Here is a 14,324-nt window from a genome sequence, read left to right on the forward strand (position 1 = left end):
TTGTAAGTTAAGAAGCTAACACCTTTTAGAAGGCCTAGTCGCATAGCGACTGGGCCTTCTTTTTACCGCTCTTGGATAGCTCCTATCTCGCCTTTCTGGCAACGTAAAACTCTCAGCCATATCTAGGATATAGTTCATCACCTCCGGGATTCTTCCAGGTGCGACGGCAGGAAGGAGTTGTAACTGTCCTATTAAGAACAACGAAGCTTGTTTAAAGCCTATCTGGTAAGGCATTACCTTGTTTTGGTCGTAGGCCATTTGGCACATTAAGAACCGAAGTAAGTTATAGGCCAACAGCATCCCCCACAGTTCTTGTTCTATTAGTTCGGGCTTTTTGCTTCTTAGAGTCAGGTTGTTTTGAAGCATATATTGTTTCATCTCTCGATAACCCAACTCTATCTCCCATCGATGTCCATAAAGCTCTGAGATGTCTTTTCCTGGGTAGCGCAAGGGGTCAGTCATCGAGGTTAACAACCGTACCTCCTTACCCTTAATAGTCTTAGTTATCAATCGAGCTTCCAGTGTTTCTGGTGCATCGTGCCACTTTTCCTAGCTTGAGGGGATAGCTTTAATTCGACCAACTCTTGCCCACGCCCTAACTTGCGAAGCATTGTGTATTGAGCTCCTTTACGCATTGGAATAAGCCAATGCCTCTCTACCCTGTTGTCTGCCAACGGTGCAATAGTCCTAGAGCGTAAAAACCTCTATCGAAGATAGTTAGGCTATGGTCGGGAGAGCGCTCAATGAGCTCCGTAGTTAAGTCCACTTCGCTCTTTGATGTAGAGTCGAACGATGCACTATTTAGAAGGTGACTTGTCAGCTCCATATGGCAGACCATTCGGACCTGAGGGTATTCGGACGAGCACTTTTGATTCCGAGTTCGACTGAAGCGCTCATCATTGTCTTTAGTATCAGGGGTTCGCCAGACTACACCGTCGACCGCATGAAGTGTTAAACCATGCCAGTCTGGGTGGGGCGTTTTGTCATTCCATAGTTTCTGCGTTTGAGTAAAGACGGATTTCATGACATCGGAGCCCAGCCTTTGTCTTGCCTGAATTACTGCACTCGGAGCAACAAATGGCTTCTTACCTGGGAGAAGAATATCCAGCTTCGAGACGACCTTCTCCATGGACAAATGGCGATACAGAGACATCCCAACAACACTCCAAACCATCATTTCCATTGGTAACCTTCGTCTGCGAATAGTCGTAATTCCTGTATCTTCCAAACACTGGGAAATGAGTTCTGGAGAAAGCAGATCAGATAAACCCGAAAGTTGCTCTGCAGAGAATTGATGAACTTGGTTAAGAGCCTGTCTTAAAAACATAAAAAAAATCCGAGTGCATTGAATACACTCGGATTTTGACACTTTGAATGGATCGTTCAACCGATCATTTAGTTGTTAACTGATCGGCATTAGCCTTCTGGGCTCCTTTTTTGTTGTTTTCCGGTCATAAAACTCAGGCTGAGTGTTGTTTCCTCTGGAAAATATCCTTATTTGTTATAACATAACAAACAACAGTTAAACGAGAACCGATCGCATCGTTCTCACTGGAGACCTCTGCACCCGGCTTTTTCAATAGTATTTTCACCTGCATAGGTACCCCGTATTTTTACCTCGCTATTAAGGATTAATCATGAAACTAAAGATGACACTCTTAGCTGGTCTTGTCGTATCGCAGTTCGCTGTCGCTGAAGATCAATTTCGTCAACACGATGCCCATGTGCATGGCCATGTAGAATTTAACATTGCTCAAGATGGTCAAGATCTTTTAGTGGAAATCACCGCTCCAGGTGCTGATGTGGTGGGCTTTGAACACGCGCCAAAAACAGACGCTGAGAAAGCAGCAATGGCTGATGCTAAAACAAAACTGAACAATGTGAACAGCATCCTTACCATTCCAGCGGCGGCGAACTGTAAGTTGGTTGAGGCTCATATAGAAAATACGCTAGAGAAAGGTGAACATCACGACGAGCATGATCACCATGACGAGCATAAAGATCATGATGATCACAAAGGTCACGACGATCATAAGGGACATGATCATGAAGGTCATGACCACCATGATGACCATAAAGGACATGATGAACACGAACATCATGATGAGCACAAAGACCACGACCACGACCACGACCATCATGATGGCCACGGTGAATTCTCTATTCAATATCAATTCTCTTGTGAAGACGTCGCTAAAGTCTCTCAAATTGATACACAATGGTTTACACACTTCCCTGCAACTGAGAAAGTATCTGTGAACCTGCTAACGGATAGCGCACAGTCGGCAACGGAACTGACATCAGGTAGCACAACTATTAAATTCTAAACCGTCCAACCCTCAGGCCTCGCCCGAGGCTTGAAGGTCGTTTTTAGAGGACACTATGGCTAGCGTAATCAAACTCAAAGACGTCACATTTAAGTGGCAGCCCGACCAAGCTCCAACTCTTGATATTCCCTCTCTCATCATCGAACAAGGTGAGCATTTATTTCTCAAAGGCCCAAGTGGTTGTGGTAAGTCGACATTACTCGGTTTGCTCACCGGTATAAATACGGCCACCAGCGGTGATATCTTGGCACTCGATCAAAGCTTAACTGCGCTTTCAGCGTCAAAACGCGATAGATTCCGCGCCGACCACATCGGTTATATTTTTCAACAGTTTAATTTGATCCCTTACTTGTCAGTCATCGACAATGTCACGCTGCCTTGCCACTTTTCGCAAAGACGTAAAGAAAAGGTATCTGGCTCGCTAGCTGATGAAGCAAAGCGACTTCTTGACCACTTGCGTCTGCCATCCAATTTACTGCAAAAGCCAGTTATTGAACTCAGTATTGGTCAGCAGCAACGCGTAGCGGCTGCTAGGGCACTCATCGGCCAGCCCGAATTCCTGATAGCTGACGAGCCGACCTCAGCCTTAGATCACGATAACCGTGAAGCCTTCATCGAGCTGCTCATGGAACAAGCGAACCGCGCTGAGTCGACACTCATCTTCGTCAGCCACGATCCAACGCTCGAGCCTTTATTCAAGCGTACTGAAAACCTACAAGATATTAATCAAGTGAGGCCGCTATGAGCATCACATTAAAGCTGGCGTGGAAAAGCCTACTCAACCGTAAAACCACGGCACTACTCACCATTCTGACAGTGGCGATCTCAGTTATTTTGCTAATGGGCGTGGAGCGAATTCGAACTCAAGCCAAAAGCAGCTTTGCCAACACAATTTCTGGCACAGACTTAATTGTGGGTGGGCGCTCGGGACAAGTGAACTTATTACTCTACTCTGTGTTTCGTATTGGTAACGCAACCAACAACATCGACTGGAAAAGTTTTGAAGAATTTAGCAATCATCGCGCGGTAAAATGGGCGATCCCTATCTCTCTCGGTGATTCTCATCGCGGCTTTCGAGTAATGGGCACTAATCACAGCTACTTTGAGCATTATCAATATGGTCAAAAGCAGCATCTCTCTTTAAGCAAAGGGGAAGAGTTCGATAGCTTATTTGAAGCGGTTATCGGCTCAGAAGTGGCTAAGAAGCTTGGCTATGACATCGGCACTGAGATCATTATTGCTCATGGCATCAGCGATGTGGGTTTTAGCCGCCATGAAAATACGCCATTTAAAGTCGTGGGCATTTTGGCACCCACCGGCACCCCGGTTGATAAAACAGTTCACGTGTCACTGGAAGCCATCGAAGCCATTCACGTCGGTTGGGAGTCGGGTGCAAACCTTGGCAACAATCCAAGTAAAGAACAGCTACTCGAAATGGATTTCCATCCCAAGCAGATCACGACGATGATGATTGGACTGAAAAGTAAAATCCAAACCTTCGCCTTGCAGCGCCAGATCAACACCTATAAACAAGAACCGCTCAGCGCAATCCTCCCTGGTATTGCATTGCATGAACTTTGGGGAATGATGAGCGTAGCAGAGCAAGCGCTGTTGATTGTCTCGGTGTTTGTGGTCGTAGCAGGTCTTATGGGCATGCTATCAAGCTTATTGACCAGTCTTCAGGAGCGTCGCCGCGAAATGGCGATACTCAGAGCAATGGGGGCAAGGCCGCGCCATGTGTTCGTTTTACTGATTAGTGAAGCCACGGTTTTAACCACTATAGGTATCATTTGCGGTGTGGGTGGAATGTATGCGATGCTTGCGGTCGCAGCGCCAATCATTACCTCAAGTTACGGGATTAATATTGCCTTATCTGGGATCAGTTCACACGAATGGATGCTACTTGGGTTTGTGCAGTTAGCAGGCATTATTATTGGCTTCTTCCCTGCGCTGCGTGCGTACAGACAATCATTAAGTGATGGCATGACCATCCGTATTTAGTGGGACTTCGATGAAAACCTTGAAAACGCTACTTTGTGGCTTACTGCTATCCCTGAGCGTACTGGCTGCGCCACTGGCGATGGCTGAAACTGACTCAGATGTATTAACACTTGATTGGATTGATCTCATTCCGGAGAAAGAGCGCAATCAGTTTGATGCGATGGGGATGCCTTCAGTCGATCACTCCGGTGGTGTGATGGAACAATCGAAAGTCGGTACCGTGCGCCAAGAGCTCAATGGCAGTAAGGTGAAAATTCCTGGCTTCGTGATCCCACTCGAGGGGGATGAAAATGCGGTAACGGAATTTCTATTGGTACCCTACTTCGGTGCCTGTATCCACGTTCCACCACCGCCGCCAAACCAAATCATCTACGTGAAGTTCAAAGAAGGCGCACCTGTACACCGTCTATGGGATGTAATCTATGTAGTAGGTACGCTAAAAACCGAAACCATCGACTCAGAGCTAGCGCAAACTGGCTACTTAATCGATGGTTATGAGATCGAAGACTACGATGATGGATATGACGAAACCGAGTGGTAATTGAGCCACGTTGCAGTTACATACGAAACCGTTAGATACGAAACCGCGTGCTAGGCTGTTAGCCTATCAATGTAGAAAGATAGCCCAGCACGCCAATATAGACACACAGCAGCAAGACAACCGAGACCTGCTTTTTCATTTTGCTCTGTGGCGTATGACTCTCTAACGAGTGATTGTCTCTTGAGTGCCTCATAACGCCCTCCTCTATTATGAAGCATAAACTTAACAAAATTTTAGCATTTATCCTAGAGTTTTTACAACCGCTTCTCACATCCGTCATTTTCGGACATCAGCTCACATAAATTACGCTGGTTTTTGCACGAAATTCCCGCTAAATTGAAGGCTTATTGCACATTATTGCTTCGTTTTCGCTTCATATTGAGTCTGAGTAATGAGTCATCATCCCGTTGAGAGCAAGCCTGCTAAAGTAGAATCCACCTCGTCCAGTGACTCTGGGCAAAAGAAAGCCCATCACATGAAAGACAGCGCCAGTCGTTTACGTGCGATTGCCGAATCTCATTACCTCGATGCCCTTATCCGTGAGGAAACGCCAAGCCAATCATTATTTGAACGAGCCATGCTGCGTGAAAAACAAGGCAAAGAGCAGCGCCAGAAAAACCTGGAGCAGATCATCAAAGCAGCAATGGCAGCGTGCAAGAACGAAGTGGCGGGAGAACCTGATTTTGACTGGTTAGTACGCTATTTTGATATGGCGAAAGAGATCCACAACTCGTCGATGCAAAAGCTTTGGGCTCAAGTGCTAAAACGCGAAATCACCAATCCCGGAGCCACTTCGATGAAGGCACTTAAAACGCTTAGGGACATGACCCCTAAAGAAGCGCAAACTCTACAAAGAGCCTCTTCATTGGCTTGCAGCTTTGGGACAGACAGCAGTCGTAAGTTGCTGCTGGGCATTAAACATCAAACAGGGTTATTCAGCTTTTCTCGTCGCGAGAGTGTGGATGAATTGAGTTTAGGCGAGTATCAATTGCCATATTCTAGCATTCTGCTGTTGGTCGAGTTAGGTGTATTGCTGGCAACAGAGCTTGAATCAGGAGAGATCAGTAAAGATGCACCCTTAAAGCTAACCTATCAAGGCCAAGAAATGACGCTCGCAGCGAAAACCAAAGGCATCACGTTGACCTACTACCGCTTTACGCCGACCGGCAATGAGCTATGTCAATTGCTTGGTCATCGCAGCAACGCTCAATATCAGGAGCAATTGGTGGCGCTGCTGAATCGAAAATTTGTGGTCAAAGGTGAGCTGCCAACCTCTTTTCATCATACGGTATAGCAGCCCTATTGATTAGCTGATGACTTGCTTAGCCTTGAGTATCGCGAAACATTGCTCCACCAGCTCGGCGACGGCATAGTCGCCGGCTTTAAGATGGATCTCAGGGTTAAGCGGCGCTTCGTACTCAGAGTCGATACCGGTAAAGTTAGGGATCTCGCCAGCACGCGCTTTCTTGTACAGTCCTTTTGGATCGCGTGATTCGCACACCGCTAAGCTCGCATCGACAAACACTTCCATAAACTCGCCGTCCGGTAGCAACTCGCGAACCAAAGCTCGCTCTTCTCGATGTGGAGAGATAAACGCAGAGAGGACAATCAGGCCAGCATCCGCCATTAACTTAGCCAGCTCACCAACACGGCGAATATTCTCACGTCGGTCTTGCTCCGAGAAACCTAGATCGCGGCAAAGACCGTGTCTGACGTTATCACCGTCTAACAAATAGGTATGGTAGCCACGAGTTGCTAGTTCTGTTTCGAGCGCCCCAGCAACGGTGGATTTGCCTGCCCCCGATAAGCCAGTAAACCACAGTACTACAGGCTGCTGTTTTTTCAATTCAGCACGCTCTGACTTGGTCACTACATGTTGATGCCAAATCACGTTTTCATCTTTTTCGATAGTGTCAGAGGCTTGTACAGTATTCGACATAACTCGTCCTTAGGTAACGCCGTTAAAAAGGAAAAAAGTAAGGGATAAGAGTGAGCACCAACACCGAGTAAACGATGGAGATGGGAATGCCAATCCGCATGTAATCTTTAAGCTGATAATTACCCACGCTATACACCAATAGGTTGGTTTGATAGCCGTAAGGAGACACAAAGCTTGCGCTCGCCCCGAACAGCACTGCCATGATAAACGGCATAGGATCGACGCCATAGGCGACCGACATGCTGTAGCCAATCGGAAAAGCCAGTGCCGCGGCGGCATTGTTAGTAATCAATTCGGTCAGTAAAAGTGTTACTAAGTAAGTGGCCACTAACGCGCCAAATACTCCCCAGCCATTGAACATCTCGATGAACATGTCACCCATACGCTCAGAAAGGCCGGTTGAAATCATCAATTGAGCAATGGAAAGTGCTGAGCCGACAATCACCACAATATCAGTTGGGAAGCGGCGACGCAGCTCTCCTAAATTAACGATACCAAACGCCAATACCGCTATCAGATACAGTGCAAGCCCTTTGATGATAGGCAGCACGTTAGTAAGTGCTAACGCTATGACCGCAACAAAGCCAAACAGAACATAGCTAGACTTCGCTAGATCAAGCTTGGCACTGGAGTCTAAATCGTTGACCAGTACGAACTCTTTGCGATGCTGACGACGAAGTGCCTCAAAGCGTTTACCCGGAGCGAGTACTAACGTATCACCCGCTTGCAGTGTGATGTTACCTAGTCCACCTTCCAAGCGCTCATGACCGCGACGAATCGCCACGACTACCGCATCAAAGCGATCTCGAAACTGACTCGACTTGAGGGTGTTATTACAGAACGTCGCCGACGAACTCACCACCACTTCCAGTAGATTCTGCCCATTAAGATGATGCTGGCCAAAAAAAGTTAAGCCGGTAATTTCTTGTAGCGTCGCGACACTTTCCACATCACCGCAAAACAGCAAACGGTCTTTGGCTTCTAATACAAAGTCAGGACCAACCGATGCCAATGTTTGGCCATCTCGAACCACTTCGGCAAGGAACAGCTTTCGCAGTGCTCTAAGGTTATTTTCGGCGATACTACGTCCCACCAATGGTGAACCAGATTCCACTCGTGCTTCTAAGAAATACGGTAGATCATCTTGGTTAATGTCATCGTAGTTCGGTAAGAAATAGCTAAGCGGTATGAGCACCAGCACGCCACCGAGCAATACACTCAAACCAATCCAAGTTGGCTCGAAAAAACCTAAACTCGGTAAGCCTACATCCTCAACAAAGCTATTGATAATGAGGTTGGTTGAGGTACCAATCAGCGTCAGTGTGCCACCGAGAATGGCGGCATAAGATAGCGGGATAAGTAACTTGGATGGTGCGTGGCGTTGATTGCGCTTGATAGCACCAATTAACGAGACAACCACCGCCGTGTTGTTAGTGAACGAGGAAAGCAGTGCGGTCGAGATACCCAGTTTAGCGACAACTGCCCCTAAACGCCCAGTCGCAATAGAGCGGCTAACCCAGCTAATTAAGCGTGTTTTCTCTAGCGCTGCTGAGGATAAAATCAGCAACACAAGTGTCAGCAGTGATGAGTTGGTGAAATTGCTCGCAACCGCATTGATATCTATCATGCCAGCAATAAACGCCAAAAACGCAGCGCCTGCAAAAATAAGGCTCGGTTTGATCTGGGTTGCTATCAAGCAAGTGATGATGGACATCAGTAAAGCTAGCACCACTCCTTGTTCCCACATCATCCTATTCCTTAAGTAAAGTCACTGCGTTGTTATTATGGGCTCTAGCGATAGTTAAAGCCCATGGTTACGGTTGTATTGAGCAGATTATATTTTTGCGTCCCACTCAGGGAAGTGCTTCATGATCAGAGCTTTAAGCTCTTTCTCAAAGGCACCCATACGCTCTTGCGATGAACGCTGCTCTTCCGCCAAAGCTTCACGAACTAGGCCGGCACCCACTGTCACGTTAGTGAGGCGATCAATAACAATAAAACCACCGGTATCTTGAACCGAATCGTAGCTATCAATGGCTACAGCCTCCGTCAGTGACCACTCACACAAACCAATGCCGTTTAACGGCAATGAGTCTGTCTTAAACGATTTCAGCGAGTTGATGTCGTACTGATGGCGAATCGCATCTAACTGACCCTGCGTTTGCTTACCCGCAATCTTGATGTCGTAGCTGCGACCTGCTGCTAGTGGTTCATCCGTCATCCATACCATATCCGCTAGTAGACGATTTGATGACGCAACACGTGCGTCTTGCTTAACAATCAAGTCACCACGGCTGATATCAATTTCATCGGTCAGCGTTAACGTCACCGCTTGACCAGCAAATGCGCTTGGCAAATCACCATCGAAGGTCACAATACGCTCAACTTTAGAAGTCTTACCGGACGGCAATGCTTTAATTTCATCGCCAACGCGGATTTCACCGGAGCCAATGGTGCCGGAAAAACCGCGGAAATCGAGGTTTGGTCGGTTAACGTACTGAACTGGGAAGCGGAACTCGCCTTGCTGTTTGCCTTGGTCGATGTCTACTTTCTCAAGTAGATCAAGCAAAGACTCACCTTGATACCAGCCCATCTTGTCACTCAGATCCACGACATTATCACCCTCTAGGGCAGAGATCGGGATCATCTGAATGTCGATGTCTTTGCCTAGATTTTCAGAGAAAGTCAGATACTCATCGCGGATCTCTTCATAGCGCTGCTGGGAGTAATCGACCAAATCCATCTTGTTCACCGCAACAATAAAGTGCTTTAAACCAAGTAGACTGGAGATAAACGAGTGACGACGAGTTTGATCGAGCACGCCTTTACGTGCATCAATCAAGATCACCGCAAGATCACACGTCGATGCGCCTGTTGCCATGTTTCGCGTGTACTGCTCATGTCCTGGAGTATCAGCAATAATGAATTTACGTTTTTGGGTCGAGAAGTAGCGGTATGCCACATCAATCGTGATCCCTTGTTCACGCTCTGCCTGCAAGCCATCGACAAGCAAGGCTAAGTCTGGCTTTTCACCGGTCGTACCAACACGTTGGCTGTCTGAGTGAACGGCCGCCAGTTGATCTTCATAAATTTGTTTCGAGTCGTGGAGCAAGCGACCAATTAAGGTACTTTTACCATCATCAACTGAGCCACAGGTTAGGAATCGAAGTAACGATTTGTACTGGTGCTGACTCAGGTAACCTTCAATACCGAGCTCGGCAAGTTGTGCTTCTACTGCGCTGTTCATAATCTGTTCCTTCGATCCTTAAAAGTATCCTTGACGTTTCTTAAGCTCCATCGATCCTGACTGATCGTGGTCGATCGCTCGTCCTTGTCTCTCACTGGACGTTGCGACAAGCATCTCTTCAATAATCCCTGTGAGCGTGGTCGCTTCCGACTCGATAGCACCAGTCAATGGGTAACAACCGAGCGTTCTAAAGCGCACACTCTTGTGTTCAACCGTTTCATCCGGACCGATCTCCATGCGGTCATCATCCACCATGATCAACATGCCATCGCGCTCTACCACTGGACGCGGTGCTGCAAGATACAGAGGCACGATTTCAATGCCTTCTAGCAAGATGTATTGCCAGATATCGAGCTCAGTCCAGTTAGAGAGTGGAAACACACGGATGCTCTCACCTTTGTTGATTTGGCCGTTGTAGGTTTTCCACAACTCTGGACGCTGGTTCTTCGGATCCCACGTATGGTTCTTATCGCGGAATGAGTAAACACGCTCTTTGGCACGAGATTTCTCTTCATCACGGCGTGCACCACCGAATGCTGCATCAAAACCGTACTTGTTGAGCGCCTGTTTCAGACCTTGCGTTTTCATAATATCGGTATGCTTAGATGAGCCATGCACAAACGGGCTACAGCCCATGGCTAGACCTTCTGGATTCTTGTGCACCAAAAGCTCGAATCCGTAGTTCTTTGCTGTACGGTCGCGAAATTCAATCATCTCTTTGAACTTCCAATCGGTATCAACGTGCAGCAATGGGAATGGGATCTTACCTGGGTAAAATGCCTTACGCGCTAAATGCAGCATCACCGACGAGTCTTTACCGATCGAGTACATCATGACGGGATTATCAAATTCCGCCGCGACTTCGCGGATGATGTGAATACTTTCCGCTTCCAACTGTTTAAGGTGTGTGAGTCTTTCTTGGTCCATGAGTTGTGCTTCCTTTGTTCATGTTGACGTGACTTGGCCAACACACGACTGATTTAGAATATGAGTGAGCTATCCTCTTAGGGATTAAGCTCTAATACTTTGTAGTGTTTCGATTTGGCTTGGCTGCACACTATCTTCACCAAACCAAGAGAGTTCATCGGCTAGCGAGACCACTTCACCGACAACAATCAGTGATGGCGACTGCGCATCTTTGGCCATCTCCGGTAGAGTCGCCAACGTGCCACGTAAGACCTTTTGGGTTACCTGTGTCCCGCGCTCAATAATCGCAACAGGCACGCTAGAGCTGCGGCCATGTTCAATAAGTTGCGACTGGATATAGTCAGATTTCATTAGCCCCATATAGATAACGAGAGTCTGATTGCCACGCGCCAACGTAGACCAATCCATGTCATCGCTATCCGGTTTTAGGTGCCCAGTAACAAACAACGCCGATTGCGCGTAGTCTCGATGAGTCAAAGGGATACCCGCATAAGCTGTCGCACCAGCGGCTGCGGTAATGCCCGGTACGACTTGGAATCGAATGCCGGCTGTAGCAAGAACTTGCAGCTCTTCACCACCACGACCAAATACGAATGGATCGCCACCTTTAATACGAACGACTTTATGACCGCTCTGGGCAAACTCGACCAACAGTTGATTGGTTTTCTCTTGAGGAACGCTGTGATGACCGGCTCTTTTGCCCACACAAACTAAAATAGTACTATCTGGTACCAGCGCCATAATTTCTTCAGAAACAAGATAGTCATAGAGGACAACGTCAGCTTGTTGCAGCAGGTTTAATGCTTTTATGGTCAGTAGTTCAGGATCACCAGGACCGGCGCCGATTAAAGCCACCTCGCCTTTATTGAGCTGTGATTTAGCCAGCCTAGGCTTATCGTGGCTGCTAACCAAAGTGGGTGTGGTTCCCTTGCCCGGCTGGTTAGTAAAAGTTGAGTTCATAATGGCAATCCTTCGCATATCGAATGATGGCATTATGACCACTCGCCTATATTACTGGAAATTCTAAAATTTCATTTTTTATTCCAAAAGCCACTAAAGAAGCTATTTAGCCTGAAAATATGTACAGATTTCGAGCTAACTCGCCGCATTGAACCTCTATCAGTTGTAGTCTTACTGATAAAGGTGAGAGATCGGTATCATAACCCCAGTAAGTAACAAATACAGATCACACTTTTATAGTCATAGAGACATTTATTACATCACAAATTGATACACTTAACGCGTTTTTGAATCACCCTCGAATTAGAAGGATATGAAGATGAAAGTGGCAGTGAACCCCATTTCTATCGCTGTGCTAGGCGGTATGCTAGCAATGGCAGGCCCAGCAATGGCTGACGAGATCAAGTTAAGAATTATCGAAACGACGGACATTCACACCAATGTCATGGATTATGACTACTACAAGGATAAGCCGTCCCAGAAAATCGGCTTGGCTCGTGCTGCTACTTTGGTGAAAGAAGCTCGAGGTGAGGTAACGAACAGCGTATTGGTGGACAACGGTGACCTACTTCAAGGTAGCCCGATGGGTGACTACATGGCATCGAAAGGTATCAAGCCAGGTGAAATCCACCCTGTTTATAAAGCGATGAACCAGCTTGATTACGATGTAGGTAACATTGGTAACCACGAGTTTAACTACGGCCTTGAGTTCCTTAAAACCTCATTGGAAGGCGCTAACTTCCCTTACATCAGCGCTAACGTATTTGACAAAAAAACCGGTGACCACTACTTCAAGCCGTACCTGATCAAAACTCATACGTTCAAAGACATCGATGGCAATGCACATGAAGTTAAAGTAGGTTATATCGGCTTTGTACCACCACAAATCATGGTTTGGGATAAGAAAAGCCTCGAAGGCAAAGTGTTTGCTGAAGACATCAAAGCTTCAGCTGAAAAGCTTGTGCCACAGATGAAGAAAGAAGGTGCGGACATTATCGTTGCAATCCCGCACTCAGGTGTTTCAAGCGATCCGTATAAAGCCGGCGCAGAGAACTCGACGTACTACCTTTCTGAAGTAGAAGGCATCGATGCGATTGCGTTTGGTCACTCTCATGCGGTCTTCCCTGGCAAAGGTTTTGACAATATCCAAGGCGTCGATAATGAAAAAGGCACCATCAATGGTGTTGCAGCCGTGATGCCAGGACGCTGGGGTAGCCACGTTGGTGTCATGGATCTTGTGCTTGAGCAAGACGGTGACAGCTGGAAAGTAGCTGACGCACAAACAGAAGCTCGTCCAATCTTCGATGCAGCTAACAAAAAGCCAATTGCTGAAGCAGATCAAGGTATTGTCAACGCGGTTAAAGGCGACCACAGTGCGACACGTGATTTCGTTAACCAACCGATTGGTAAAGCGAATGACGTAATGTACAGCTTCTTAGCGCTAGTTCAAGATGATCCTACAGTACAGATCGTTAACCTTGCGCAAAAAGATTATGTTGAAACCATGATCCAAGGCGACCCGGATCTTGATGGCCTACCAGTGCTATCAGCCGCTGCGCCATTTAAAGCCGGCGGACGCAAGAACGATCCTGCTAACTTTACCGAAGTAGAATCGGGTCAACTTACATTCCGTAACGCAGCCGACCTATACCTATACCCAAATACGCTCGTAGCATTGAAAGTAACGGGTAAAGAAGTGAAGGAATGGTTGGAGTGTTCTGCGGGTCAGTTTAAACAAATCGATGCGAACTCTAACAAGCCACAATCATTGATCGATTGGGACGGTTTCCGCACCTACAACTTTGATGTGATGGATGGTGTTGAGTATCAAATCGATGTCACTAAACCAGCCCGTTATGACGGCAACTGTAAACTACTGGATGAAGGCAGCGAGCGTATCGTTGGCCTGACTTATAACGGTAAACCAATCGACATGAAGCAAACCTTTATCATTGCGACCAACAACTACCGTGCATACAGCAACAAGTTCCCTGGTACAGGTAGCGAGTTTATCGCGTTTGATTCTCCAGATGAAAACCGCTCTATCGTTGCTAACTACATTTCAAAAGTAAGTAAAGAGAAAGGCGAAGTCACGCCAAGTGCGGACAACAACTGGTCATTTGCTCCAATTAGTACAAGCGCTAAGCTGGACGTGCGCTTTGAAACCTCTCCATCAGAGAAAGCGGCGCAATTTATCAGCGACAAAGGTCAATACCCAATGAAAAAGGTAGCGACTGACGATGTTGGCTTCGCCGTTTACCAGATCGACTTGCAGAAATAAGGTGATCTAAATTTAGTATTGCCTTAGTGAATCTAGCCACGTGTAATGCGTGGCTTTTTTATTGGCCTCGGTTTAGTCTAAGAATGATTAGCCGTTGATAG

General features: G+C 46.9%; 12 protein-coding genes and 1 pseudogene. 6 read left to right on the forward strand and 7 right to left on the reverse strand.

Annotated elements, in window-relative coordinates; genetic code table 11:
* Nucleotides 1–15: 15 nt before the first annotated feature.
* Nucleotides 16–1,327 (reverse strand): annotated as a pseudogene (locus tag PG915_RS15175) (IS4 family transposase).
* A gap of 310 nt (nucleotides 1,328–1,637) precedes the next feature.
* On the opposite strand from PG915_RS15175, the gene zrgA reads away from it, so the two are divergent.
* The 4 genes from zrgA to PG915_RS15195 all read left to right on the forward strand — a co-directional run bounded on the left by zrgA (nucleotide 1,638) and on the right by PG915_RS15195 (nucleotide 4,869).
* Nucleotides 1,638–2,327, forward strand: a complete 690-nt coding sequence (zrgA, locus tag PG915_RS15180; RefSeq protein ID WP_353497257.1) for a zinc uptake protein ZrgA — start codon at nucleotides 1,638–1,640, stop codon at nucleotides 2,325–2,327.
* Nucleotides 2,328–2,382: 55 nt separating this feature from the next.
* Nucleotides 2,383–3,072 carry an ABC transporter ATP-binding protein gene (locus PG915_RS15185; RefSeq protein WP_353497258.1) on the forward strand — a complete coding sequence of 230 codons (690 nt, stop codon included), beginning with the start codon at nucleotides 2,383–2,385 and terminating at the stop codon, nucleotides 3,070–3,072.
* Nucleotides 3,069–4,328, forward strand: a complete 1,260-nt coding sequence (locus PG915_RS15190; RefSeq protein ID WP_353497259.1) for an ABC transporter permease — start codon at nucleotides 3,069–3,071, stop codon at nucleotides 4,326–4,328. Before PG915_RS15185 ends, PG915_RS15190 begins: the two co-directional genes overlap by 4 nt.
* A gap of 79 nt (nucleotides 4,329–4,407) precedes the next feature.
* On the forward strand, nucleotides 4,408–4,869 hold the full coding sequence (locus PG915_RS15195; protein ID WP_418642300.1) for a DUF3299 domain-containing protein: 462 nt from the start codon (nucleotides 4,408–4,410) through the stop codon (nucleotides 4,867–4,869).
* A 58-nt stretch (nucleotides 4,870–4,927) separates the two neighbouring features.
* On the opposite strand, the gene PG915_RS15200 is transcribed toward PG915_RS15195, so the two are convergent.
* Complete coding sequence (locus PG915_RS15200; protein ID WP_353497260.1) at nucleotides 4,928–5,062, reverse strand: hypothetical protein; 135 nt, start codon at nucleotides 5,060–5,062, stop codon at nucleotides 4,928–4,930.
* A 198-nt stretch (nucleotides 5,063–5,260) separates the two neighbouring features.
* On the opposite strand from PG915_RS15200, the gene PG915_RS15205 reads away from it, so the two are divergent.
* Nucleotides 5,261–6,163, forward strand: a complete 903-nt coding sequence (locus PG915_RS15205; protein WP_353497261.1) for a TIGR03899 family protein — start codon at nucleotides 5,261–5,263, stop codon at nucleotides 6,161–6,163.
* A gap of 12 nt (nucleotides 6,164–6,175) precedes the next feature.
* Here the strand turns inward: PG915_RS15205 and cysC are convergent, their stop codons facing one another.
* The 5 genes from cysC to cobA all read right to left on the reverse strand — a co-directional run bounded on the left by cysC (nucleotide 6,176) and on the right by cobA (nucleotide 11,942).
* Nucleotides 6,176–6,808, reverse strand: coding sequence for an adenylyl-sulfate kinase (gene cysC / locus PG915_RS15210; protein WP_353497262.1), 633 nt, complete (start codon nucleotides 6,806–6,808; stop codon nucleotides 6,176–6,178).
* Nucleotides 6,809–6,830: 22 nt separating this feature from the next.
* The gene (locus tag PG915_RS15215; protein WP_353498736.1) at nucleotides 6,831–8,555 is read right to left on the reverse strand and encodes an SLC13 family permease; all 1,725 of its coding nucleotides are present in this window, start codon (nucleotides 8,553–8,555) and stop codon (nucleotides 6,831–6,833) included.
* Between the two features lie 87 nt (nucleotides 8,556–8,642).
* A complete protein-coding gene (gene cysN / locus PG915_RS15220; RefSeq protein WP_353497263.1) occupies nucleotides 8,643–10,055 on the reverse strand; it encodes a sulfate adenylyltransferase subunit CysN in 1,413 nt (470 codons plus the stop codon).
* Nucleotides 10,056–10,073: 18 nt separating this feature from the next.
* Nucleotides 10,074–10,982, reverse strand: coding sequence for a sulfate adenylyltransferase subunit CysD (gene cysD, locus PG915_RS15225; RefSeq protein WP_042502781.1), 909 nt, complete (start codon nucleotides 10,980–10,982; stop codon nucleotides 10,074–10,076).
* Between the two features lie 84 nt (nucleotides 10,983–11,066).
* On the reverse strand, nucleotides 11,067–11,942 hold the full coding sequence (cobA, locus tag PG915_RS15230) for a uroporphyrinogen-III C-methyltransferase (RefSeq protein WP_353497264.1): 876 nt from the start codon (nucleotides 11,940–11,942) through the stop codon (nucleotides 11,067–11,069).
* Nucleotides 11,943–12,261: 319 nt separating this feature from the next.
* On the opposite strand from cobA, the gene cpdB reads away from it, so the two are divergent.
* Nucleotides 12,262–14,223, forward strand: coding sequence for a 2',3'-cyclic-nucleotide 2'-phosphodiesterase (gene cpdB, locus PG915_RS15235; protein ID WP_353497265.1), 1,962 nt, complete (start codon nucleotides 12,262–12,264; stop codon nucleotides 14,221–14,223).
* Nucleotides 14,224–14,324: the final 101 nt, after the last annotated feature.

Origin of the sequence: Vibrio sp. CB1-14 (assembly GCF_040412085.2) — a bacterium.
In the GTDB taxonomy this organism is placed as follows: domain Bacteria; phylum Pseudomonadota; class Gammaproteobacteria; order Enterobacterales; family Vibrionaceae; genus Vibrio; species Vibrio chaetopteri.

Excerpts from the sequence above, each read along its gene's own strand:
- PG915_RS15185 (WP_353497258.1), top strand. The coding sequence starts at position 2,383 with ATGGCTAGCGTAATCAAACTCAAAGACGTCACATTTAAGTGGCAGCCC.
- PG915_RS15200 (WP_353497260.1), bottom strand. The coding sequence starts at position 5,062 with ATGAGGCACTCAAGAGACAATCACTCGTTAGAGAGTCATACGCCACAG.
- zrgA (WP_353497257.1), top strand. The coding sequence starts at position 1,638 with ATGAAACTAAAGATGACACTCTTAGCTGGTCTTGTCGTATCGCAGTTC.
- PG915_RS15215 (WP_353498736.1), bottom strand. The coding sequence starts at position 8,555 with ATGTGGGAACAAGGAGTGGTGCTAGCTTTACTGATGTCCATCATCACT.
- cpdB (WP_353497265.1), top strand. The coding sequence starts at position 12,262 with ATGAAAGTGGCAGTGAACCCCATTTCTATCGCTGTGCTAGGCGGTATG.
- cysC (WP_353497262.1), bottom strand. The coding sequence starts at position 6,808 with ATGTCGAATACTGTACAAGCCTCTGACACTATCGAAAAAGATGAAAAC.
- cysD (WP_042502781.1), bottom strand. The coding sequence starts at position 10,982 with ATGGACCAAGAAAGACTCACACACCTTAAACAGTTGGAAGCGGAAAGT.
- PG915_RS15205 (WP_353497261.1), top strand. The coding sequence starts at position 5,261 with ATGAGTCATCATCCCGTTGAGAGCAAGCCTGCTAAAGTAGAATCCACC.
- PG915_RS15190 (WP_353497259.1), top strand. The coding sequence starts at position 3,069 with ATGAGCATCACATTAAAGCTGGCGTGGAAAAGCCTACTCAACCGTAAA.
- cobA (WP_353497264.1), bottom strand. The coding sequence starts at position 11,942 with ATGAACTCAACTTTTACTAACCAGCCGGGCAAGGGAACCACACCCACT.
- PG915_RS15195 (WP_418642300.1), top strand. The coding sequence starts at position 4,408 with ATGGCTGAAACTGACTCAGATGTATTAACACTTGATTGGATTGATCTC.
- cysN (WP_353497263.1), bottom strand. The coding sequence starts at position 10,055 with ATGAACAGCGCAGTAGAAGCACAACTTGCCGAGCTCGGTATTGAAGGT.